The following is a 21,486-nucleotide window of genomic DNA, read 5'->3' as shown; positions in this document are numbered from 1 at the left end:
ATAGGCTGAGGGTCTGTCATTGAATGAAATATTAACGGGCGATTGAGGACAATGAGATCCGGATCAACACTCTGGATAGTAAGTAGAAGATTGTCTTCGAGAAACGCGATAGCTTGGTTGCTGTGCTACCGGACATGGAACATGCCGAACGGGTCAGGTGTTTAACCAGGCTGCAAGGTGCGAATTGGTCTCTTTCAGAGAGTCCCAACCAGCGCGTGGTCGCGCGAGAAGAAGTACTTGAGGCCACTTACGAAACGGTAGGCAAGCCAGCGAAAACGTCTAAGTGAGGGATCTCGCCACATGCGGTGGTACCCGCATGCTGAACGAGGATCCATCAGCCTTGGCGACACGCCTGAACCGGCTTGATCTGAGCCTGTCCATAAGGCGCTGATCGAAGCAATCACCCTGATCCCGGCTTGGGCCGACGCCGAGGCTCGCGATGCGGCTTATCCTGCTGCGGCCGTGGCGCCGACATCGCGCACTAGCCCTTGCAGGCGCGCGTCGTCGTGCCGGGTCTTGTACAGGAGCAGCGGTCGCTTGGCGTAGGTTGGGCTGTTGGGGAACACCAGGAGCTGCTCGGTCGGAAGCCGGCCCAGCGCCTCCGCACTGCGCAGCCGCACCGCCTTCGGCGTCAGCGCCACGGTCGTGCGCGCGGACCGACCCGCCGCAGCTGCCTCCGTCGTCCGGCTCTCCTCCAAGAGCGTGTAGTCGCCGAGCGCGCGCGACCAGTGCTCTCGCTCGTCCGGGTCGACGAGCGCTGGATCCGACACGGTCGTGATCTCGGCCGTGTTGAGGAGGGTCCGCGCCTCGGCGTCGCCATAGGTCGCGATCAGCTGCGACCGGTCCTGCCAGAACGTCCACAGGCTCGCATTCGCTCCCGGTAGCTCGCTCGCCGCCACCACGATCTCGCGGAACCGGCCCAACGCGAAAGCCTCGTCTAGGAAAATAACCACACGTTCGCGCGGCCGGTTGCGGCGGATCGCCGTGAAGATCTCGGTCAAGAGCCAGCGGATCAGGGGCGCCAAGCTCTCCAGATCCTCGGTCGGCAGCGTCAGGAACAGGTCGGCCTGACCTGCGCAGAGGTCGGTCAGCGCGAACGAGCTCTGCTCGGTCAGCCGCTGCAGACGGGGATCGTCGCACCAGGAGAAGGCCTGCTGCGCCGTCGAGAGGATCGGGTCGCGCGTCTTCGGCTCAGCCGAGAGCAGGGCGTGCATCTTGACGGCCGGCTCCGCCCGCAGCCCGGCCAGCGCCGACGAGAACGCCTCCGGATCCGCCAGGAGGCGCGACACCGCCACCGGCGTCGGCGTGCCGAGCCTGCGCGCGCCTAGAAAACCCGCCACGATCGCGTCGGCGGCCCGGTTCAGGAAGTAGGCGTCCTCGCTCCCGGAGGCGCCCGGCAAGAGCGCGCGGGCCACGCGCTGCAGGTAGAGGATGTTGCGCGGGTTCGCCCGCAGGAGCGGGTTGAGCGTGTCGGTGCCGCCGACGAGCCCGCACGGATCAAGGCAGCGCACCTGCCGCCCCAGAGCGCGGCGGCGCTCGGCCACGGCGCGGTAGACCTCGCCCTTAGGATCGATCACCACGGCCGGACCGAACCAGGCTTGCGCCTCGGGAGCGGCCAGGTTCGGGATGACGAGGCCGCTGGTCTTGCCGGTGCGCGGCGGGGCGATCGAGAGCAGGTTGGAGCGCACCGCCACCCGGATCGGCCGCCCGGTGTCCGGATCATGACCGAGTTCGAGCCCGGCGCTCATCCGCCGGCGCTCGCGTAAGTTCGCCAAGCGTGCATCGCCGTAGGTGGCGTTCGGGTCGCGCCGGGGCTCGGCCGGGCGGGGCGCTAGCAGGAGGCCGATCACGGCGGCCGTCGAACCGAACAGGGCCCAGGCCTCGGTCGCGCCGCCGCCGGCAAAACCCGGCGCGGTGCCGCCGAACATCGCTTCGTAAGCGATGAGGCCGGACTGGCCCCGGCTTTGCCAGAGGAGCACGAACCAGCGCCCTGGGGTCGGGACCGCGTCCAGCCAAAGGCTGGTATCGTAGCCGTGCCGGATGAGTGCCGCGAGGGGGTAGCCGAACAGCAGGGTGGCGAGCAGCAGCGCGGCGCTCTTGAGCAGGGCGGTCATGAGGGCACCTTCGTGACGAGAGGATCAGGCGGCGGGCGGGAGCAGATCGTCGAGCAAGCCCAGCCTGCGGAAGCTCTCGGCTGCCCAGGCGGCGTGCAGCCGCGACACCCAGCGGCGAAAGCCTCCGAGATCGCGCGTGAGCAGGGCGTAGGGCCGGTAGTCGGCAGCTTTCAGGGCGGCGACGAGCAGCCCCTCGACCGCCGCATCGTCGGCGGTTTCGGGCAGGCCGAGGAGCCGGGCGATGCCGGCAGCATCGTCGGCGCTGTCGGCGATGCGCGTGAAGAGCTCGCCTCCCTCCACGAGGTAGCTGCGCTCGTAGAGGCAGAGTTCGCCCGCGTAGCCGCCGAGCAGGATGCTGATCCGGTCCCTCCGGCCGAGACCTTCCGCGTTGACCAGAACGGCCGGCAGCACCGCGTCGCCGACCAGGACGGGCTTGTAGGTCCGCGCCGGGCCGCTCAGGTCGGGCAGGTGCAGCATGGTGAAAGGGGCGCCAAGCGCGCGTGCCACCCAGGCATGCCCGGCCTCGTGCAGGCAGAGGCTCAGGGTGAGGTCGTTACGGATCGCGCGCAGGCGCTCGGGGTGCGACAGGGCGAAGATCGGGTGCATGGGTCTCTGGTCTCCTCAAAATTTGCGGTTGTGCGAGGGGTTGATCGGATCACTCGGCGGCGGAGAGGCTTCGCTCGATGAAGGCCGGCTCGACCGCGACCTCGCCGTAGCCGAGGCGCGGGAACCAGCGCCGGAGCGCGAAGCCGCCGTCCGATGTGTGCAGAAGGACGAGGCGCGTATTCGCCGCCTCCTGCTCCTGGTGGATTGATCCGTCGGGCAGGCGCCACGAGATGATGAAGCCCTCCCTGAGGCGCACCGGCCGGCCGGTCGGGGTGTGGCGGTCGGCCAGGACAGCGGCTGCGAGGAGGGGGGTGGCCAGCACCGCGGCGCGTGTGAGCGCGCGGCGGCGATAGCGCAGCTGCCGCAGCAGCGCGGCGAGCTGCTGGCACAGGCTGAGCGGCAGGCGCCGGCGCCGCCCCGGCAGCTTCTCGGTGAGGGCGCGCTGGAGCTGAGCCCGGTCGAAGGGCGTCAGGGCCCTGTCGCGCAGGCCCGCAAGCTGGCGGGCCGGATCGGGATCGGCCAGGATCTCAGCGAGGCGCGCCGCACTCGCCCGGCGCAGCCGCGCGTTCGAGGCATCGGCCTGCGCCTTGGCTTGCGCGAAGCGCGCCGCGAGGGTCTTGAGACGCGCGCTCATCCGACCAGCCACTCCGCGGCCGGGCGCACGGCCTCCATGGCGGCGAAGCGGAAGGCGTCGAGCCCGGCCTTGGTGCGGCCGGCGAGCGCGTAGTCCGGCTCTCCATCCTGACCGGCCAAGCGCGCGGCCAAGCCGTCCTCGTCCAGGCTGGGGATCAGTGCAAAGCCCAAAGCCTGCACCAGTGGTAAGGCGCGGCGTTCGAAGCTGAACCGGCGCAGGCTCGTCACCTTGGCACCGGCGGCGAGCTTCTTGACCAAACCCGCATCGACGGGGCCGCGCACCTCGTTGGCGACCACGAACTGGGCGGCCGCGAAGGGCTTGCTGAGCGAGAGGAGCTTGGCCCCATCTGTGTAGGCGCTCGCGTCATTGGCCACGACCACCAAAATCCCGATTTCCTTGCCGCGCCGGGCAAAGACTTCCTGCATCGACCCGAGCGCCTGAACGACGGCGACCGCGCTGTTGGCACCGACGTCGACGATCGCCGGCAGGGTCTCGCGCAGGAGACGGTTGAGGGGGCGGTCGTACTCGGCGAGGGCCGCTTCACCGGCCGTGGCGGCGATCTCCGGTCGGTCCGCCCGCATCGGGTAGAAGCTCACCCGGGCCTCGATCTCCAGGAGGCGCGGCGTCGACTCGATCTCGATGACCGGCGCGTCGGGAACAGCCTCGGCCAGGGCCCGTGTCTTCGTGGACTTGCCCACGCCTCCGGTCTGCTGCAGCACCAGGATGGTTCGGCTCATGTCCTGTTGTCCTTCTTCAGAATGGCCTTGACGCTCTCCAGGGCGGCGCGCCGGAGCGCCTCCTCGGAGATCGGATTGGGGGAAGCCGGAGGAGCGGACGCCCCGCCGGCGGTGAGCTCAGTCGAGAGACGCAGCCGCCGCGGCTCTGCCGGCGCGGCGCCAGGGGGAGCCGCCGGAACCGGCGAGGGCCGCAGATCGCCGCGCCGCGTCCGCCGCTCGGCCGCCTGACGCTGGCGGCCCTGCTGCCGGCGCACACTCGCCACGAGGGCGGACACGCGCCGGCCGGTGATCGGCACGAGGCTGTCGCCGCGGGTCTGCATCACGCCCTGCGCGGCGAGCGCCGCAGCGATCTCGGGCCAGGTGAAGCCCTCGGCCCGCAGCTGCTCCAGCATCGGCAGGAGCGCGCGCACGCTCGCCATGGCGCCGGTGAGGGGGCGCCCGCCGGGAGCGCGGCCGACCGGCCGCTCGCCTTGCAGGCGGCCGAGGTCGCGGCGCAGGCGCTTGAGGTTGATCGCCATGTCGCCTCAGCCCTGCGGCAGGATCCGGTGCATCGCCCCGCCCAGCCAGACAGGACGCTTCACCCTCCGGGGCCAGAGGCGGCCACAGGGGGCCACACAGGACCACCCGGAGGGCCACTGGCGGGGCCACAGAGGGAGGAGGGTCACACCCCACGCACTGAAGCTGCTGGTGGTGTCCTGGGTGGTCCGCGCTGAAGGCTCGCCTACCCGCAGCGGGCAGAGGGAGCACCTTCCCAGGCTGATGAACGCCATGCCATTCTCCTCCGGCCCTGATGGGTGAGACGCGGCCGGGCGGGTCTTTGCGGGACGACCCGACCGCGCCTCGGGGAGCTCCTCGCCCGGCAATTCGGGCGAGGAGCACTCTCGGTCAGACCGGCGCGACCACGATCGCCACCGCGGTGCCCGCATCGGTGATCGTGATGTCGACGGCGTCGTCGACGACGATGGTCACACCCTCGAACGAGCCCCGGGCGCGCAGCACCCGGATGGTGCGGAGGGCCGGCTTCTCAGTCCCGAGCCGCGAGGTGATGCGGACGGGCACGAGCCCGACCGGCGTACCGGGGATGACGGAGCTGCCCTCGAGGAGGTTGAGCGGCACCGGCAGGTTGGCAGCGGTGTCGCGGCTCGCCTGCTCGATGGTGTCGAGCACCAGGGTGCAGACGTGCCGGTGCAGGGCCTCGTTGCCGGAGGTGCCCAAGGCCCTCAGGAAGGCCAGGGTAGAGATCGTGTTCAAACTGTTGTTCCTAGATTCGCACCAAAGGTGGGCAATTGAAGGGGTAGGGATGCCGGAAGGGACTCGCTGGCCCAAACGGCCGGCTAGCACTAAAGGTGGATTATTGGAATGTCACGGCCTTTCCGCGGCCGCCAGCTGGAGTGGTTAACGCAGCCCTGCCGAGCAGCTCGTTGTGAATGGGCGTAGCTTGCCAGACATCACACCATTCCGTAACTCTTGCCACCCAAAGGTGGACGGCGGGTGCTGAAATCGAGTAGGGATGTGATGGGGCAGATCGATCCGCTGGCGCAGCTCACCGATGCCCGGCGCAAGGACACCCCTTGGTACAAGCTCGTCGCAGCCTTACGCGCCCTGGAAGCGAAGAGTTTGGCGGACGAGGAAGGCCGCCCCTGGGTGAAGGTGGCGGCGGCCGCGAGCCGGTTCACGACCAACCAGCTGCGCCAGATGGATCGAACGCTGTCGGCGTTGGAAGCTCTCGCAGCGAACAATCCGCGCCTGTCGCTGGCCCCAATCCTGGCTCTGCCCTTCTCGCATCTGGAACTCATCGTGCGGATTGCCAAGGCCGATCGTGAGACGGCCGAGAAGCTGCTTAGTGATGAGTCGGGCTGGAGCCGCAGGACCTATCGCGATCTGCGTCATCGCTATGACGAGATCCGGTCCAGCATGACAGGACGTGCGTCGTCGAGAAGTGCCGGGCAGCAATCCAGGCACCAGTTCGCGAAAACCTGCTTTGAGCTGCTCGCTGTAGAGCAGAACCTGCGGGATTTATGCGGCTATGATCCCGATACGGACAAGATCAGGCTTCTGAAATGGACAGGGACATTTCAATATGCGAGTCCGGATTTTGTGATCCTGCACAGGGTCAACGGCGAGCGTTTCGTCTACGGAGTGGAATGCTTACTAATCTATGGCGATGTTCATGAGGATGGATCAGTCAGAGAGGTTCTGAAAGCGGCGACTGAGGCAACATTCTTCAAGAAGTACTTTATGTTTGTCCCACCTTGGGCACCGATCGGCGTCCTTGGCCAGCATTTGAGTGCTCTCAAACTTCACACGGTTGGTCGCGTTATGATCGATGCGCGCAAGCTGATCCCGCTCGACAAACCAGACGGGGCTCCTTTACCCAATCGGCAGGATTTACTGTTGGACAATTATTATATCTCTGAGAAGTTCGTTCACCTTCTTCAAAAATCATAAAAGCTTTGAATGTATATGTATTAACACGCTGCATTTACTCCAGTCGACCCACCGCCGAACTGCAGATTGACCTCGCATGCCTGATTTCCTCGATATGACGCTACGCCTTGAGCCTGCGCTGGCTGCGCGCCTGAGCGTCTCAGCAGAGCGCTCTGGCCTGTCACCGACCGAGCTCGTGCTCCGCGCATTGGCCGACCACCTCGACGGTGTCACAGCCTATGGTCGCCTCGGCGACGAGATGGCTTTCATCAAGGACCGACTCGCCGAATTGACCGGGCTCGTCGGCGAGGCTCTGGCCGAGCCCACGCCCGCAGCAGTCGCCGAGATCTGTCGCTACAAGGCGCTCAAGGCCAGCCCGGCGTGACGGCCTCGCTGCACGCGCTCGGCTGCGGGGCATCGGCCGGCACCTACTACACCAACGATCCCTACCGCGAGAGCCGCAACAGGGACGAGTACTACCTGCAGGACGGCGGAGGCCGTTGGTGGACGCACGGTGCCGCCCCCGTACGGCATGGCGCGGCCATCGCGCGGGAGAGCTTCCGTGACCTCTGCGCCGGGCTCGACCCAGCCTCGGGTGCACCACTCGTGCGCGGCGCCGGCGAGGGTCATCGGGCCGGCTGGGACATGACCTTGACCGCGCCCAAGACGGTGTCATTGCTGTGGGCGAGCGGCAGCCCGGAGCAGCGCGCGCAAGTCGAGGCGATGCACGCGGCCGCGGTCGAGGCGGCGCTCGGGTTCCTGCGCGAGGAGGAACTGGTCGAGGTCCGGCTCGGCGCCGGCGGGCACCTGCGCGAGGCGCCCGCCGGCCTGATCGTCGGCCTCTTCGATCACTACACCTCGCGGGCAGGCGACCCCAACTGCCACACGCACTGTGTGTTATTGAATTTATCCCTATGCAATGACAAAAAGCATAGGACCCTCGAGCCGGAACGGCTCTATCGCTGGCAACTCGTGGTGGGCAGTGCTTACAGGGCGGTCCTAGCCGAGCGGCTCTCGCGCGAGCTCGGCCTGTCCCTGCGCTCGGCCGGACAAGGGCAGTTCGAGATCCGCGGCATCCCGGACCCTGTGATCGAGGCCTTCTCGAAGCGCTCCGTTGCGATCGAGGCGCAGATCGGCGGCGACCGTCTCGCCGCCTCGGGCGCGCAGAAGGAGGTCGCCGCGCTCGCCACCCGGGCTGCCAAGACCGACCTGCCGACGGGGCCTGAGCTAGAGGCGCGCTGGCGGGCCGAGCTTGCGGTCCTCGGCCTCGATCCCTGGAGCGCCGCACGGGAGGCGGCGCGCGAGCCAGCCTCGGAGCGCGAGGCCGGGCGTGCACCCGAGCCTGCCTTCGACCTGCCCGAGATCGCCGGCTCGACGCCGGTGGCCCTCGCGGCTTCCGCCCTGTTCCGGCACGAGAACGTGCTCTCCCGCAAGAGCTTGATCGAGCGGGCGCTCGACGAGGCGGCGCTGCAGGGCTTCGGCATCGTCAGCGTGCGGGCTGAGCTGGCGGAGCTGGAGCGAACGGGCCAGCTCGTGCGGCTAATCTTGTCGGAGCGGGACGCCTGCTGGACAACGCCCGGTATCGCGGCGGCCGAGGCCGCGTTGCTGCGCGCTGCTGATCGCTCGGCCGCCGAACACCGGATCCCGGCGCAGGACGTCGAGGCGGTGCTCGCAGCCGAACCGCAGCTCGCCGAGGAGCAGCGCGCTGCGCTGCGGCATGTGACCGGCGAGAGCGCGATCAGCATACTGGAGGCGGGCGCCGGCACGGGCAAGACCACGGTTGCGAGGGCGTTGGTCGCGATGGTCGGGCGCTCCGGAATGCAGGTGATCGGGTTGGCCCCGAGCTGGGTCGCGGCCGACGAGCTCGCGGTCTCGACCGGCATCCCGGCCCAAGCGGTCGCCAAGTGGCGCCACGACCAGGCGCGGGGTTCGGCCCTGGCCCTCGGTCCCGACAACCTGGTGCTGGTCGACGAGGCAGGGATGGTCGGGACGAAGGATCTCTCCGCCGTCTTGACGGCCGCGGCCGCGGGCGGCGCGCGCGTGGTGCTGATGGGCGATCGGCGCCAACTCGCTTCGGTCTCGGGCGCCAGCGCCTTGCGCGCCGTGGTCGACGTGCTCGGCCGCCACGCCACGCTCTCGGAGGTACGGCGGCAGGTCGTGCCCTGGCAGCGCGCGGCCTCCGTGCTGATGGCGCGCGGCAACATCGAGGCGGGCCTACGCGCCTATGCTCGCCAGGGCCGGATCGAGCTCGTCTCCGGCGCGAGTGCGGTACAGGCGCGAGCCCTCGCGCTCTGGTGCGAGGCGCGCGCGCGCCACGGTTCTGATCAGGTTCTCCTTGTGACCCGGCGCAACCGCGATGCGGCCGAACTGAACCGCGGCGCGCGCGCGTTGCTGCGGACGGAAGGCGTGCTGAAGGGCGCTGATGTCGAGATCCTGGCGCGCGACCGCGAGAACAAGCCGCAGCCTCTGGCCTTGGCGGTTGGGGACCGCGTCCGCTTCGGTGAGACGCTGACGCAGCACGGCATCCGCAACGGCACGCGCGCGACGGTCGAGGCGATCGGACCGGACGAGGCCGGCGAGCTCAGGCTCGGTGTCCGCTTGGAAGATGGGCAGCACATCGAGGATGCTCTCGCCGGGTTCGTGCCAGCGCAGACGCGCCGCGGTAAGACGAAGGCGCTGCCGCGGATCAGTCCGGGCTACGCTGGCACCGCCTACTCCGTGCAGGGCAGTACTTGTGAATCAACGATTTACTGCGGATTCACGGCCGGCGACGCACGCGAGCTCTACGTCGGGCTGACCCGCCACCGGCAGGAAGCCTGGCTGGTGGTCGAGCGCGAGCGGCTGGCGGCGGCTGTACGGGTGCGGCAGGCGGATCCGCGCCTCGCGTCGAGCGAGAGTGAGCTGCAGGAACGGCTGTTCGTCGAGGCGCGCCGTTACGCCGAGAAGGTGAACGTCGTCGACCATGTCGAGGACAGGATCACGTTCGTGCGAAGCGGGACGATCCCGCCGTCTAGGCCCGAGCTGCGTCTCGACCTGCAGCGTGGCTTTGCGGCGGCACGAGCTCTGCGCAGCGTGATGCAGGAGATTGGCGCTGCTCCGCAGATCGCGCTCCGGCAGCTGGCTCAGCGTATTCGACGCGCAGAGCGCCGGCTCCCACAGCCGGTCCTTCGGCTGGTCGAGGCCATTCGGAGCACACTGCCGCGCGCTGCCGTGCTGGAGCCGCCGGATCAGTCCCGCTCAGGCCCGGACTACGGACGCTGACGGCATCTGTGGCGTTACGGTCGGCAAGCTGTGAGACGTCAGAGCGCCCGCGACGCACATCGTGCACCGAGCGGATCGTCTCAACCCGGATTTCGGCTGGACCGCGGATGGGCTGCGTCGAGCCATTCAACTCGCGCCGGCAGTCTTCGGGAAGGCTGGGCATACGCCGCACCGTATCCGTCGCTGGCGCGGCTCCTGCCGGCCGCAGAAGCCTACGACACACACCGCGAGGCGTTGGAGCGGCAGTTCCGCATCCGCGAACTGAGGGTGGAGAGAGATTTAGCCGACAAGGCCAGCAGGCGCGCCCGTGCCCGGCTGCCTCAGATCCCTGCGCGCACTGTCGAGGGCTTGGCCGTCCATACTCGGGCACTCGCCTCGACGGCTTGGTACGAGGGCAATACGCCGTACACCGCCCTGCTGCTGAGCGCCGCAGCCATCACGGGCGTAACTCTGCGCCAGTCCGATTTCGACGTTTTTGCCTGGATCGCGGCTTGGGAGCTACCAGCTTATTCGGAAACTTCGAGGAGGTTAGGGATAGTACCTCTGTTCGCATAAGGGCGGCTTACGGAACACCGGTGCGGTGAACGCAGCCCGCGCTATGCTTCCCTGGAATATTTGCCAGCCCCGTCTCGATCGTCGCCTCGAACCGAGAGACCGACCCGCAGCAGTTGAGCGGGCGGCTGGTTCTCGTGCGCGTCACCAGCGCAGCAGGCGCGGCCCTAGCATGGCACCAACGAGCGTGCAGGACGCGATGGTGCCCCCGTACCAGAGCGCTACGAACGGGACCGAGTCGTCCACGCAGTGCAGGGCGTAGCCCATCGCGCTGATACCACCGGCGACGAGGCCCACGAGCGCGCCAGTACGCACCAGGTCGGTTGGTGCAGCGAAGCGGCGCACAGCCCAGACCAGAATGGCGAACGGCACCACCGCGATGATCGGGATCGAGACGAGGCACTCTAGCCACATATGGCCGACCACCATCCGGTCCCAGTGCGCACTCGGCGCGGAGGCCAAGCTCAAGGCCGCGAGTGCCAAGATGCCCGCAAAGGGTAGCAGCGCCGTCAGCACGCGGCCCCCGGATGCGCCGCCCGGGCGCGCAACCCGGGTGAGCAGGCGGACTGCGAGGACGACGATGCCCGCCGTGAAGGCGAGCTTCAGCAGAAGGAAGCCCAGCGCGCCGGGCGCGGCAAGGTCTGGGCGGACGCCGAGCGCCAGGAGCGCGATGCAAAGCGCCGCGCCTGCGCCGAGCGCCGCGGCCAGGCCGATGCCACGGGTGAGCTGGCGACGGTCAGCCGGTCCACTGTTCGTGCTCAGGATCTCGATCAACTGATCCGTTCTCATCGTCCCTTGCCCTGACTGATGGCGGTTGCCATGGCCTTGATGCCGCGGTGCACGCTGACCTTGATGGCGGACTCCGACATGCCGCATCGCTGTGCCGCCTCCGCGACGCTCAACCCATCGAGCTTCACGAACCGGATTGCCCGCCGCATCTTCTCGGGCAAGCCGGCCAGCAGGCGATCGAGGTCATGCGCGCTCTCAGAGCCGGTATGATCGTCCCGCGCCTCGAAATCACCGGCATCCTCGATGGGCACGTCCGCCACGGAGAGGCGGTTGCGCCGCAGGTGGTCGATCAGCTTGTACCGAGCGATGGCCTGCACCCAGGGCGTGAACGGCTCGTCCGTATCGTAGGTATGCTGACGGGTATGGATCGCCAGGAGCGTGTCCTGCACGAGATCCTCCGCCTCCGTCTGGCTCCGCCCGATGCGCGCCAGCTTGCCCCGGTAATAGGCTCGCAGGTGCTGGCTCAGCCGGTCCAGAAGCGTCCGATAGGCGGCTTTGTCCCCGTCCAAGGCGGCCCTCATCAGGCCACTCAACTCTCCCTCGCTCGCAATCATCGGGCACTCCTACCCAACTTCGGCGCGAAGCCGGCGGAGGTTACAATCGGTCGTCGGTCTGACCAGCTCTCCCGGATCGCGAGACAGGGCAGACCGGATGGTCCGCTGGCCGAAGACAGGCGCGCACCGCCAACTGTGTGTTCGGCGTGATCAGGTTTTCGGATCGGCCAACCGGGCGTGAGCTCGAAGAAATCCGTCATGGTTCTCGTCCTGGAATGTCACGGGTTCGCGCGCGCACGACAGGGCGCACGCGCTCGGTCGCCCGTCTTCCTCGGGAGACGCGACGGCGGTCACGGCCGGGGACCGCGCCTAGGCTCGGACGAGGAACTTGGGCGGAAAGGGATCGGGGTGGCCTGACAGGCCTACGCCTCGGATGCCGTCCACGGCGTAGGCAAGCGCGACCGCGACGACCTGAGGTGCGGCGGCGGACGGGACGACCGCGACGAAGCCGCAGCAGATGAGGGGGCAGGAGCGCGCGCCCGGACCCTTGGCACAGCCGTCACAGTCCTCGCAGCCGTCGGGCATCGCGGCGGGAGCCGACATATCCATCGGTGCGGAGGCGATTACGGTTTGCATGTGGGCGGCTTGGACGCCATGCAGCGCAAACCCCGCCATCAGGGCGAGGACCAGCAGACAGAAGCGGACGGAACGGCGCCGGACCCGGAACATCGGCGACGCACTAACAGGCCCCCACAATGCGGGAAAGGCCGCATGCCGCCTCCGGCGCTGGTCTGGGGTGCGGTCCTAAGGTCTTCTCGCTCGGCGGTCGCGCCTGCAACCGAAAGACGGCCGGCCCCGAACTCAGATTGAGAGCCGACCGTTCGGGTTGGGCCTTTATCCTCGCCGCCGGGGACAGAGGCGAACTTTTCGCCACGTAGCCGCGCGGGCCCCGTGGCGCTCGCCGAGTCGGCACCACCCGCACGCGCCCACGGTCAGCGGCATGAGATCCAGCAACACAGTCTCAGATACAAGATGCCTCAAGACCTGCCTCGTCTTCGAGGCCCGGTTCACCCGGGATCTCTTCTGCTTGGTGGCGAGGACGCACGCGATCCCGGACTTCCTGATCTGTCCGGCCTGGAGATACCGGGGCACCCTCGACCGGTCCGGCGTCAGGCTAAGGGAGCTGACGACGAAGGCCGCTTGGGCTGCCTGGCACCGCGACGGCTTCCACGTCTTCACGTCTTCAATCGGCCAAGCCCAACGACGCGGGGAGAGCCGGCCTTGCTCGGACGAGACGTGTCCTGGCCCGAAGCGCCGCAGACGCTGAACCGTCGCATCCCACAGCATGCGCAGGCCCGCAAGGCTTTCGTGAGCGCACTCGCACTGCGCTGCCCATCCGTGCCGCGGAGCCGGCCTTCCTCGTAACCATTCATTCCATCGTCCCGAACTCACGAGGGGAGGTGTCGGACATCGAGATGGAAAGGGGACACCGTGGAAGTCGGGCCATGGCTTCGTAACGGGCCCCGTTTTCCCTTGCAAACAGCTCCCGGGAATTCAGGTACTGCAGCCCGGAGGCAGTCTCACGGCAACCCTGATGCGGAATACCCTTGCTTCTTTCCCACCTGGTATCGCGTTCCCGGTCCATTACCTCGGCGCGATCCAGAAATTCCCGATGCTGGAGCCGCCGGAGGAGTTCACGCTGGCGAAGAGCTGGCGGGACGGCGGCGACCGTGAGGCCGCACATCGTCTCGTGACGTCGCACCTTCGCCTCGTGGCGAAGATATCCATGGGCTACCGCGGCTACGGCCTGCCGATCGGCGAAGTCGTGTCCGAGGGGAATGTCGGCCTGATGCAGGCGGTCAAGCGCTTCGATCCCGACAAGGGCTTCCGGCTCGCCACCTACGCGGTGTGGTGGATCAGGGCGGCGATCCAGGAATACATCCTGCGCTCGTGGTCGCTGGTGAAGATGGGCACCACGGCGAACCAGAAGAAGCTGTTCTTCAACCTCCGAAAGGCCAAGGGCAAAATCTCGGCCCTGGACGAGGGCGACCTGCGTCCCGATCAGGTCAAGCAGCTCGCCACCCGCCTCGGTGTGCCCGAGCAGGACGTGATCGACATGAACCGGCGCCTGTCCGGCGACACGTCGCTCAACGCCCCCCTGCGCGAAGAGGGCGAAGGCGAGTGGCAGGATTGGCTCGTGGACAACGCGCCGAGCCAGGAGACCGTCCTGGCCCGCGAGCAGGAGGGACAGAACCGCCTCTCGGCTCTTCGGGACGCGTTGAGCGTGCTGAACCCGCGCGAGCGCCGCATCTTCGAGGCACGACGCTTGGCCGAGGATCCGATCACGCTGGAAGACCTCTCGGGCGAGTTCGGGGTGTCGCGCGAACGTGTCCGGCAGATCGAGGTGCGCGCCTTCGAGAAGGTGAGCGCGGCTGTGCGAGATGAGATCGCACGCCGCGAGACCGTAGGCGCAGCCAGGAACGGCGGGTGAGCGTCGGCACGGCTGCGCGGATTGCCGGCGGGGCAGGTCGATGTCCGCCTCGCCCTCATCGGATCGGCTCCTGTGGACCTGTCCCTTCCAATGTAACGAAAGGATTTTACCCTCCGAACTCATGGGCAATGGCGCTGAACCGAGAGTGCCTCTCTCCAACACCGGACAAGATCATGAAATTCGCGCTTGCCCTCACCCTCGCAACACTGGTCTCGGCCGGCGCAGCATCGGCCGCGCCGGCCTGGCACGCACGCACGGGCGCCCATCTCCACGCCGCGCGTCCGGCTCCCGCGCTGCACGGCCCTGAGACGACTGGTAGCATCGGCCGGCTGCGGGTTCCGCGTGACCGCCAGGGCCGGGACTTCCGCAGCAGTACGCGCGGCAACGCGCAGTTTCCGGCGCGCCTTCCCGTTCAGCAGAACCTCGGCGGTACTGCGGGCGGCCCTGAGTTTTGAGCACCCCACCTCGCATGCCACTGCTGGCCGCAGCACGTGCTGCGGCCGCCGCCATGCGGGGGCGCCTCCCATTATGGCGCGCTCTCGCGCTGGCGCTGCTTCTCATGGGCGCCGGCGTCGCCGTCGCGTCGTCCTTGAGCCGCGACGCTTCGGACCATTATGCCTTCGAGCTCGTCGAGCGTGAGGTGAAGCAGGGTTACGGCACGACCCTCCTGGTCCGGCTCATCGACGAGCGTACTGGTAAGGTGGTTCCGGACGCGGTCCTGTTCATCAGCCGGATCGACATGTCGCCTGACGGGATGGGCCAGATGACGGCTCCCCTGGAGCTCCAGGCCGATACGCTGCCCGGCTACTACCGTTTCGAGACCGACCTCTCGATGGAGGGCGCCTGGGCGCTCACCCTCGCCGCCAAAATCCCCGGCCTTCCGGACCCGGTTCAACGCAGGCTCGTCCTGCAGGCAGTGCAATGATGCATCAGCACACGCCCTTCCACGACTTCGAGGAGTTCGAGACCGCCCCATCCGGCGGTGGTCGGGCCAAGTGGGTGGTGAGCCTCGTCGTGTTCGTGCTCGTGCTCGTGGCTGCGGCCGGCCTCGGCTACGGCCTCGGTCGCGGGACCTGGACGATCCCAAGCTCGGTCTCCGGCCATGTTCCGGCGGCGCTTGCCGGCTGGTTGCCGCACGGGGGGAGCGATGCCGCCGCGCCGGCGAAGCTCAAGGACTACACCTTCGAGCTCGTCGAGCACCAAGCCAAGCAGGGCGAAGCGGTGCTGACCGTGCGCCTTCAGCAGAAGCCGGCGGGCAAGCCGGTCCCCGACGCGATCGTCTTCGCACGCCGCCTCGACATGGCGCCGGCCGGCATGCCGACCATGACGACAGAGCTGGAGCCGCAGCCGGCGACCGAGCCCGGCCTCTACCGGTTCAAGACCAACCTCACGATGGCGGGCGACTGGCAGCTCTCGCTGGCCGCCAAGGTGCAGGGCGAGACTGGCACCGTGCAGAACCAGGTCGCGCTCAAGGTGGTACCGTGATGGACCAGAGGACGCCTTTCCACATCTCCGAGACCCAGGAACGCGGTGGCAGCCCCGTGCGCCTTGCGGCCCGGATTGCCGGCTTCACGCTCGCGCCGGCCGCGCTCGTCGGCGCGGTGCTGGTCGGCCTGAAGGCGGGCGAGGCCAACTGGCCCTTGCCGGCCTGGGTGCCGGCTCCGGTCTCGGGCCTACTCGTCAGGGACGGGGCGGGTCCGGCGGCGGATGCCGCGATCCTGTACTACCGCGATCCCGACGGGAGGGCCGCCTACACGCTGGCGCCTTCAAAAACGCCCGACGGACGCGACTACCGGCCCGTGCGCGTCAGCGAAGACGTCGACTTCGATCCGAAGCCGGCGGAGGCGGTCGGTGGCCAGAGCGGTATGACACAGACCGGCATGACGCAGACCGGGGCCAAGAAGGTTCTCTACTACCGCAACCCGATGGGGCTGCCGGACACCTCGCCGGCGCCGAAGAAGGACTCGATGGGGATGGACTACATCCCCGTCTACGAGGGCGAGGCCGAGGACGGCAACACCGTCAAGATCTCACCCGGCAAGGTTCAGCGCACCGGCGTCCGCTCGGAGCCGGTCGAGCGCCGCGTCATCAGCCGACCCGTTCGGGTGCCCGGCACCGTCACGCTGGACGAGCGGCGCGTCACCATCGTGGCCACCCGCTCCGACGCCTACGTCGACCACGTCGAGAACGTCACCACCGGAGATCAGGTGCGCAAGGGCCAGCCCCTCGTCGACGTCTACTCCCCCGAGATCAACGCGGCCGCCGCCCAGCTCATCGCCAACCCCGGTTTCGACGGCTCGCGTCGACGTCTGCAGAACCTGAACGTCCCGGCCGAAGTCATCGCTGAGATGGAACGCACCCGGAAGGTGCCGATGGCCATTACCTGGTCATCCCCCCGCGACGGGGTGATCCTGCAACGCACAGCCATCGAGGGCATGAAGGCCGCGGCCGGAGAAACCCTGTTTCGGATCGGCGACATCTCGGTGATGTGGGTCTTGGCCGATGTGCCCGAATACGACCTCGGCAGCATCAAGGTCGGCCAGCCCGTCGCCGTGCACGTGCGCTCGCTGCCCGGACGCACGTTCACCGGCAAGGTCGCGCTGATTTACCCGCAGGTGAACACGCAGACTCGCACCACGCGCGTGCGGATCGAGCTGCCGAACCCGGATGGCGTGCTGCTGGCCGACATGTACGCCGACGTCGAGATCGGGACCGGCGCGACGAAGCCCGTCGTCGCGGTCCCGAACGACGCGATCATCGACACGGGCGCGCGCCAGGTCGTGCTCATCGACAAGGGCGAGGGCCGCTTCGAGCCGCGTGAGGTCAAGATTGGCGCTCGCGGCGAGGGCTACACTGAGATCCGCGATGGCGTGAAAGCCGGCGAGCAGGTCGTGACCGCGGCCAACTTCCTGATCGATGCCGAGAGCAACCTGAAATCCGCTCTCCAGAGCATGGCGACCCCAACGCCGCCGGCTCCGCAGGCGCAGGGCGAGGAGAAGTCGCAATGATCGCCCGCCTCATCGGCTGGTCGGCCCGCAACCTCGTCCTGGTCCTGATCGGCACCGTGTTCGCGGTAGCCGCCGGCCTCTACGCGGTCCGTACCCTGCCGCTCGACGCCATCCCCGATCTCTCGGACGTGCAGACCATCGTCTACACCGAGTACCCGGGTCAGGCACCGCAGGTAGTCGAGGACCAAGTCACCTACCCGCTGACTACTGCGATGCTGACGGTGCCGAAGTCGAAGGTGGTGCGCGGCTTCTCGTTCTTCGGGGTCTCGTTCGTCTACGTCATCTTCGAGGACGGGACCGACCCGTACTGGGCCCGCTCGCGCGTGCTCGAATACCTCAACGCGGCCGGAAGCAAGTTGCCCTCCGGTGTGACCCCGACGCTCGGACCCGATGCGACCGGCGTGGGCTGGGTCTACCAGTACGCCATCGTGGCCAAGCAGCGGACACTCGCCGAATTGCGCTCGCTCCAGGACTGGATCGTGCGCTTCGGGGCCTCGCGCGCCGAGGGTGTGTCCGAGATCGCGAGCGTCGGCGGCTTCGTCAAGCAGTACAACGTGGTCGTCGACCCGAACCGGCTGCGCGCGCAGGGCATCTCGCTCGGTAAGCTTCGAGAGGCGATCCGGTCGAGCAACGCCGACGTCGGCGGCCGCACCGTCGAGCTCTCGGAGTTCGAGTTTATGGTTCGTGGCCGCGGCTACCTGAAGAGCGTCGCCGACATCGAGAACATCGTCCTGAAGACCGACGCCGGCACTCCCTTGCGGATCCGCGACGTCGCCCGGGTCGAACTCGGGCCTGACGAGCGGCGCGGCATCACCGAGATGAACGGCGAGGGCGAGGTCGCGGGCGGCATCGTCCTCCAGCGCTTCGGCGCGAATGCCCTGAACGTCATCGAGGGCGTGAAGGCGAAGCTCGCGGAGGTCGCGAAAAGCCTGCCTGCGGGTACCGAGATCGTGCCGGTCTACGACCGCTCGCAGCTCATCGACGCGGCCATCGATACCTTGAAGCACACGCTGGTCGAGGAGAGCATCATCGTGGCGCTCGTCTGCGTGGTGTTCCTGCTGCACCTGCGCAGCGCGCTGGTGGCCATCCTGATGCTGCCGGTCGGGATCCTGATGGCGCTCGGCGCCATGCGGCTGCTCGGCATCGGCGCCAACATCATGTCGCTCGGCGGCATCGCCATCGCGGTCGGCGCCATGATCGACGCCGCCATCGTGATGATCGAGAATGCGCACAAGCACCTGGAGCGGGCGCCCCCGGGTAAGCCCAGGGTCGAGATCCTGGTCGAAGCCGCAGCGGAGGTCGGCCCGTCGCTGTTCTTCAGCTTGCTCGTGATCACGGTCTCGTTCCTGCCGATCTTCACCCTGGAGAACCAGGAGGGCCGGCTGTTCGGGCCACTCGCCTTCACCAAGACCTTCTCCATGGCAGCCGCGGCACTGCTGTCGGTGACGCTGGTGCCCGCCTTGATGGCGCTGTTCGTGCGCGGGCGCATCGTCCCCGAGCATCGCAATCCGCTCAACCGCCTCCTGATCTGGGTCTATCGCCCGGTGATCAAGGGTGTGCTCCGGGCCAAGGTCCTGACCATCGTGTTGGCCGTGGTGGTCCTCGGCCTGACGATCTGGCCAGCACGCCAGCTCGGATCGGAATTCATGCCGGACCTGAACGAGGGCACGCTGATGTACATGCCCACGACCCTGCCGGGCATCTCGGTGACCCAGGCCGGCGAGCTCCTCGCCACTCAGGACCGGATCATCAAGTCCTTCCCGGAGGTCGCGTCGGTCTACGGCAAGGCCGGACGCGCAAGTACCGCGACCGACCCGGCGCCGATGGAGATGTTCGAGACGATCATCCGGTTGAAGCCGCAGAATGAATGGCGTCCCGGCATGACGCTCGCGAGCCTCAAGGCCGAGATGGACAAGGCGCTGCAGTTCCCAGGTGTGTCGAATGCCTGGACGCAGCCGATCCGCGCCCGCATCGACATGCTGTCGACCGGCATCCGCACACCGGTCGGCATCAAGGTCTACGGCACCGACCTCACCGAGATGGAGAAGATTGCCCGCCAGGTGGAGGCGGTGGTGCGCAACGTGCCGGGCACATCGAGCGCCTACGCGGAGCGGGTCATCGGCGGCTACTTCCTCGACATCACGCCGGACCGCGAGGCACTCGGGCGCTACGGCCTTATGGTCGGGGACGTGCAGGACGTCATCGCGACCGCGCTCGGCGGCCAGAGCGTGACCAACACGGTCGAGGGCCGCGAGCGCTACACCGTCAACGTGCGCTACCCGCGCGCCTTCCGGTCGGATCCGCAATCCATCGCACGGGAGGTGCAAGTGCCGCTGCCAGGCGGTGGAACCGTGCCGCTCGGCGAGGTGGCCAAAGTGCAGCTCACCCGCGGCCCGACCTCGATCCGGACCGAGAACGGCCAGCTCGCGGTCTACATCTTCGTCGACCTGACCGGCCGCGATCTCGGTGGCTACGTGGCCGAGGCGCGTGCGGCGGTCGACAAGGAGGTCCAGCTGCCGCAGGGCATGAGCATCCAGTGGAGCGGGCAGTTCGAGTACCTGGAGCGGGCCGAGGCGCGGCTGAAGATCGTGGTGCCGGTCACCCTGCTGATCATCTTCCTGCTGCTCTACCTGAACTTCCGCCGGCTCACCGAGACGTTCATCGTCATGCTCTCGCTGCCGTTCTCGCTGGTCGGCGGGGTCTGGCTGATGTGGTGGATGGGCTTCAACATGTCGGTGGCGGTGGCCGTCGGCTTCATCGCGCTTGCGGGCGTTGCGGCCGAGACCGGGGTGATCATGCTGATCTACCTCGACCACGCCTGGGACGAGGTGCGGGCGGAGGTCGCCGCCGCGGGCCGGGTGCCGACACGCGCGGACCTGTACCGGGCGATCATGGTCGGCGCGGTCGAGCGCGTGCGCCCGAAGATGATGACCGTGGTCGCGATCATGGCCGGCCTGGTGCCGATCCTCTGGAGCACCGGCGCGGGCTCGGAGGTCATGCAGCGCATCGCCGTCCCGATGATCGGCGGGATGGTCTCCTCGACCGTGCTGACCCTCGTGGTGATCCCGGCCATCTACGGCCTGGTCAAGGCGCGGGGGCTTCCGCACCGAAGCCCACCGCGCACCGGCGCTCCGACGCCCGGCAAGGCTCTGGTTCGCGTGCAGCCGCGCCTGGTCAATCCCGCCGAGTGAGTGCCCGCCGAGTGAGTGCCCGCCGAGTGAGTGCCCGCCGAGTGAGTGCCCGCCAGGTGAGTGCCCGCCAGGTGAGTGCGGGGCGGCGTCGCCGCCCCGGCCAGCGGGACAAGTCGTCATCGCACGCGACGAGAGGAAGCCGGAACCATGCCGGACAACGTCTTGGATTGCCTTGTCATCGGCGGCGGACCGGCTGGACTGACCGCCGCGATCTACCTGGCCCGCTTCCGCCGGCGCTTCCAGGTGGTCGATGCCGGGGCAAGCCGTGCGGCCCTGATACCGACCTCGCACAACCACGCGGGCTTTCCCGAAGGCATTCACGGCAGGACGCTTCTGAGCCGGATGACGGAGCAGGCGCGCAAGTACGGAGCCCACATCGTCCACGACCGCGTCACCGACCTGGAGCGCCGGGCGGACGGTGTCTTCATCGCGCGTATCGGCCCGGATCGGATCGCCGCGCACACGGTCCTGCTGGCGACCGGGGTCGTCGACCGCGAGCCGGACCTGCCCGACGTGCCGGACGCGATCCAACGCGGGTTGGTGCGCCATTGCGGGATCTGCGACGGCTACGAGGTCCTGGGTAAGCGGGTCGCGGTGATCGGGCACGGCAGTAGCGGGCTGCACGAGGCGCAGTTCCTGCGGACCTACACCGCCGACATCACGTTGCTGTCTCTCGGTTGTCCGCTGACCCTCTCGCAGGATGAGCGCCGCGCGGCGGCAGAGGCCGGCATCGCGGTCGTGGAGGAGGCGGTGGAGCGCGTGGTGGTGGAGGGCGACCAGGTCCGCGCGCTGGCGATGCGGGATGGGGAGTGCCGCTCGTTCGAGGCGCTGTACTCGGCCCTGGGCAGTGATGCGCGCTCGATGCTCGTGCACGACCTGGGCACCCGGCTCGACGACAAGGGCTGCGTGGTGACGGACGAGCACCAGCGGAGCTCGACCGAGGGCCTGTTCGCGGCCGGCGACGTGGTGCGCAGCCTCGACCAGATCAGCGTCGCGATGGGGCAGGCCGCCATCGCCGCGACGGCAATCCACAATCTGCTGCGCGGGGTGCCCTCGCCGAAGGAGGCTCCGGACGACACGCTGTCGTTCTCACCCCAGAACCTGTGCACCTGCTGTTCGTCGCCCGACGCGGGACGGCGCTGAGCCGCTACACCGGCGACGTCGCGATGCGAGTAGTCGGGC

Annotated in this window: 18 protein-coding genes; 10 read left to right on the top strand and 8 right to left on the bottom strand. The window is 68.2% G+C overall.

Annotated features, from left to right (window positions below; genetic code table 11):
• Positions 1 to 446: 446 nt before the first annotated feature.
• The 6 genes from WYO_RS15440 to WYO_RS15410 form a co-directional block, all read right to left on the bottom strand.
• Positions 447 to 2,114 (bottom strand): type IV secretory system conjugative DNA transfer family protein, encoded by a 1,668-nt coding sequence (locus WYO_RS15440; RefSeq protein ID WP_007564049.1) that lies wholly within the window; start codon positions 2,112 to 2,114, stop codon positions 447 to 449.
• Positions 2,115 to 2,138: 24 nt separating this feature from the next.
• Entirely contained in the window at positions 2,139 to 2,720 is a 582-nt protein-coding gene (locus tag WYO_RS15435; protein WP_007564047.1) for a hypothetical protein, read from the bottom strand.
• A gap of 49 nt (positions 2,721 to 2,769) precedes the next feature.
• Complete coding sequence (locus tag WYO_RS15430) at positions 2,770 to 3,354, bottom strand: hypothetical protein (RefSeq protein ID WP_007564046.1); 585 nt, start codon at positions 3,352 to 3,354, stop codon at positions 2,770 to 2,772.
• A complete protein-coding gene (locus WYO_RS15425; RefSeq protein WP_007564044.1) occupies positions 3,351 to 4,091 on the bottom strand; it encodes a hypothetical protein in 741 nt (246 codons plus the stop codon). Before WYO_RS15425 ends, WYO_RS15430 begins: the two co-directional genes overlap by 4 nt.
• Positions 4,088 to 4,609: a hypothetical protein gene (locus WYO_RS15420; RefSeq protein WP_007564043.1), complete on the bottom strand. Its 522-nt coding sequence runs from the start codon at positions 4,607 to 4,609 to the stop codon at positions 4,088 to 4,090. The genes WYO_RS15425 and WYO_RS15420 overlap by 4 nt, the downstream gene beginning before the upstream one ends.
• A 367-nt stretch (positions 4,610 to 4,976) precedes the next feature.
• Positions 4,977 to 5,342 carry a hypothetical protein gene (locus WYO_RS15410; RefSeq protein WP_007564040.1) on the bottom strand — a complete coding sequence of 122 codons (366 nt, stop codon included), beginning with the start codon at positions 5,340 to 5,342 and terminating at the stop codon, positions 4,977 to 4,979.
• Between the two features lie 264 nt (positions 5,343 to 5,606).
• Between WYO_RS15410 and WYO_RS15405 the strand changes: the two genes are divergently transcribed.
• The 3 genes from WYO_RS15405 to mobF all read left to right on the top strand — a co-directional run bounded on the left by WYO_RS15405 (position 5,607) and on the right by mobF (position 9,779).
• Positions 5,607 to 6,539, top strand: a complete 933-nt coding sequence (locus tag WYO_RS15405; RefSeq protein WP_007564039.1) for a hypothetical protein — start codon at positions 5,607 to 5,609, stop codon at positions 6,537 to 6,539.
• A 76-nt stretch (positions 6,540 to 6,615) separates the two neighbouring features.
• Positions 6,616 to 6,903, top strand: a complete 288-nt coding sequence (locus WYO_RS15400; protein WP_007564038.1) for a CopG family transcriptional regulator — start codon at positions 6,616 to 6,618, stop codon at positions 6,901 to 6,903.
• Positions 6,900 to 9,779: a MobF family relaxase gene (gene mobF / locus WYO_RS15395; RefSeq protein WP_007564036.1), complete on the top strand. Its 2,880-nt coding sequence runs from the start codon at positions 6,900 to 6,902 to the stop codon at positions 9,777 to 9,779. The genes WYO_RS15400 and mobF overlap by 4 nt, the downstream gene beginning before the upstream one ends.
• A gap of 696 nt (positions 9,780 to 10,475) precedes the next feature.
• Here the strand turns inward: mobF and WYO_RS15390 are convergent.
• Complete coding sequence (locus tag WYO_RS15390) at positions 10,476 to 11,120, bottom strand: DUF1109 domain-containing protein (RefSeq protein WP_007564034.1); 645 nt, start codon at positions 11,118 to 11,120, stop codon at positions 10,476 to 10,478.
• A complete protein-coding gene (locus tag WYO_RS15385) occupies positions 11,117 to 11,674 on the bottom strand; it encodes a sigma-70 family RNA polymerase sigma factor (RefSeq protein ID WP_007564033.1) in 558 nt (185 codons plus the stop codon). The genes WYO_RS15390 and WYO_RS15385 overlap by 4 nt, the downstream gene beginning before the upstream one ends.
• A 1,534-nt stretch (positions 11,675 to 13,208) precedes the next feature.
• Between WYO_RS15385 and rpoH the strand changes: the two genes are divergently transcribed.
• From rpoH to WYO_RS15350, 7 genes are all read left to right on the top strand, one after another.
• Entirely contained in the window at positions 13,209 to 14,105 is an 897-nt protein-coding gene (gene rpoH / locus WYO_RS15375; RefSeq protein WP_007564031.1) for an RNA polymerase sigma factor RpoH, read from the top strand.
• 173 nt (positions 14,106 to 14,278) lie between these two features.
• Positions 14,279 to 14,560, top strand: coding sequence for a hypothetical protein (locus WYO_RS29945; protein ID WP_081496990.1), 282 nt, complete (start codon positions 14,279 to 14,281; stop codon positions 14,558 to 14,560).
• Positions 14,561 to 14,613: 53 nt separating this feature from the next.
• A complete protein-coding gene (locus tag WYO_RS15370; RefSeq protein ID WP_007564030.1) occupies positions 14,614 to 15,030 on the top strand; it encodes a FixH family protein in 417 nt (138 codons plus the stop codon).
• Positions 15,030 to 15,590: a FixH family protein gene (locus WYO_RS29940; protein ID WP_128755010.1), complete on the top strand. Its 561-nt coding sequence runs from the start codon at positions 15,030 to 15,032 to the stop codon at positions 15,588 to 15,590. The genes WYO_RS15370 and WYO_RS29940 overlap by 1 nt, the downstream gene beginning before the upstream one ends.
• Positions 15,590 to 17,113, top strand: coding sequence for an efflux RND transporter periplasmic adaptor subunit (locus WYO_RS15360; protein WP_007564027.1), 1,524 nt, complete (start codon positions 15,590 to 15,592; stop codon positions 17,111 to 17,113). Before WYO_RS29940 ends, WYO_RS15360 begins: the two co-directional genes overlap by 1 nt.
• Entirely contained in the window at positions 17,110 to 20,304 is a 3,195-nt protein-coding gene (locus WYO_RS15355; RefSeq protein ID WP_007564026.1) for an efflux RND transporter permease subunit, read from the top strand. The genes WYO_RS15360 and WYO_RS15355 overlap by 4 nt, the downstream gene beginning before the upstream one ends.
• Before the next feature lie 147 nt (positions 20,305 to 20,451).
• Positions 20,452 to 21,447: an NAD(P)/FAD-dependent oxidoreductase gene (locus WYO_RS15350; RefSeq protein WP_007564025.1), complete on the top strand. Its 996-nt coding sequence runs from the start codon at positions 20,452 to 20,454 to the stop codon at positions 21,445 to 21,447.
• Positions 21,448 to 21,486: the final 39 nt, after the last annotated feature.

Source organism: Methylobacterium sp. GXF4, assembly GCF_000272495.1.
Classification (GTDB): Bacteria; Pseudomonadota; Alphaproteobacteria; order Rhizobiales; family Beijerinckiaceae; genus Methylobacterium; species Methylobacterium brachiatum.
The sequence above is the reverse complement of the archived record's forward strand: the minus strand, read 5'-3'. Positions and strand labels throughout refer to the sequence as shown.

Bases quoted from the DNA above. Each gene is read 5' to 3' on its own strand.
- WYO_RS15390 (WP_007564034.1), bottom strand. From the start codon at position 11,120: ATGAGAACGGATCAGTTGATCGAGATCCTGAGCACGAACAGTGGACCG.
- WYO_RS15435 (WP_007564047.1), bottom strand. From the start codon at position 2,720: ATGCACCCGATCTTCGCCCTGTCGCACCCCGAGCGCCTGCGCGCGATC.
- WYO_RS15425 (WP_007564044.1), bottom strand. From the start codon at position 4,091: ATGAGCCGAACCATCCTGGTGCTGCAGCAGACCGGAGGCGTGGGCAAG.
- WYO_RS15405 (WP_007564039.1), top strand. From the start codon at position 5,607: ATGGGGCAGATCGATCCGCTGGCGCAGCTCACCGATGCCCGGCGCAAG.
- WYO_RS29945 (WP_081496990.1), top strand. From the start codon at position 14,279: ATGAAATTCGCGCTTGCCCTCACCCTCGCAACACTGGTCTCGGCCGGC.
- WYO_RS15420 (WP_007564043.1), bottom strand. From the start codon at position 4,609: ATGGCGATCAACCTCAAGCGCCTGCGCCGCGACCTCGGCCGCCTGCAA.
- WYO_RS15430 (WP_007564046.1), bottom strand. From the start codon at position 3,354: ATGAGCGCGCGTCTCAAGACCCTCGCGGCGCGCTTCGCGCAAGCCAAG.
- WYO_RS15360 (WP_007564027.1), top strand. From the start codon at position 15,590: ATGGACCAGAGGACGCCTTTCCACATCTCCGAGACCCAGGAACGCGGT.
- WYO_RS15370 (WP_007564030.1), top strand. From the start codon at position 14,614: ATGCGGGGGCGCCTCCCATTATGGCGCGCTCTCGCGCTGGCGCTGCTT.
- WYO_RS15440 (WP_007564049.1), bottom strand. From the start codon at position 2,114: ATGACCGCCCTGCTCAAGAGCGCCGCGCTGCTGCTCGCCACCCTGCTG.
- WYO_RS29940 (WP_128755010.1), top strand. From the start codon at position 15,030: ATGCATCAGCACACGCCCTTCCACGACTTCGAGGAGTTCGAGACCGCC.
- WYO_RS15350 (WP_007564025.1), top strand. From the start codon at position 20,452: ATGCCGGACAACGTCTTGGATTGCCTTGTCATCGGCGGCGGACCGGCT.
- WYO_RS15385 (WP_007564033.1), bottom strand. From the start codon at position 11,674: ATGATTGCGAGCGAGGGAGAGTTGAGTGGCCTGATGAGGGCCGCCTTG.
- rpoH (WP_007564031.1), top strand. From the start codon at position 13,209: ATGCGGAATACCCTTGCTTCTTTCCCACCTGGTATCGCGTTCCCGGTC.
- WYO_RS15400 (WP_007564038.1), top strand. From the start codon at position 6,616: ATGCCTGATTTCCTCGATATGACGCTACGCCTTGAGCCTGCGCTGGCT.
- WYO_RS15355 (WP_007564026.1), top strand. From the start codon at position 17,110: ATGATCGCCCGCCTCATCGGCTGGTCGGCCCGCAACCTCGTCCTGGTC.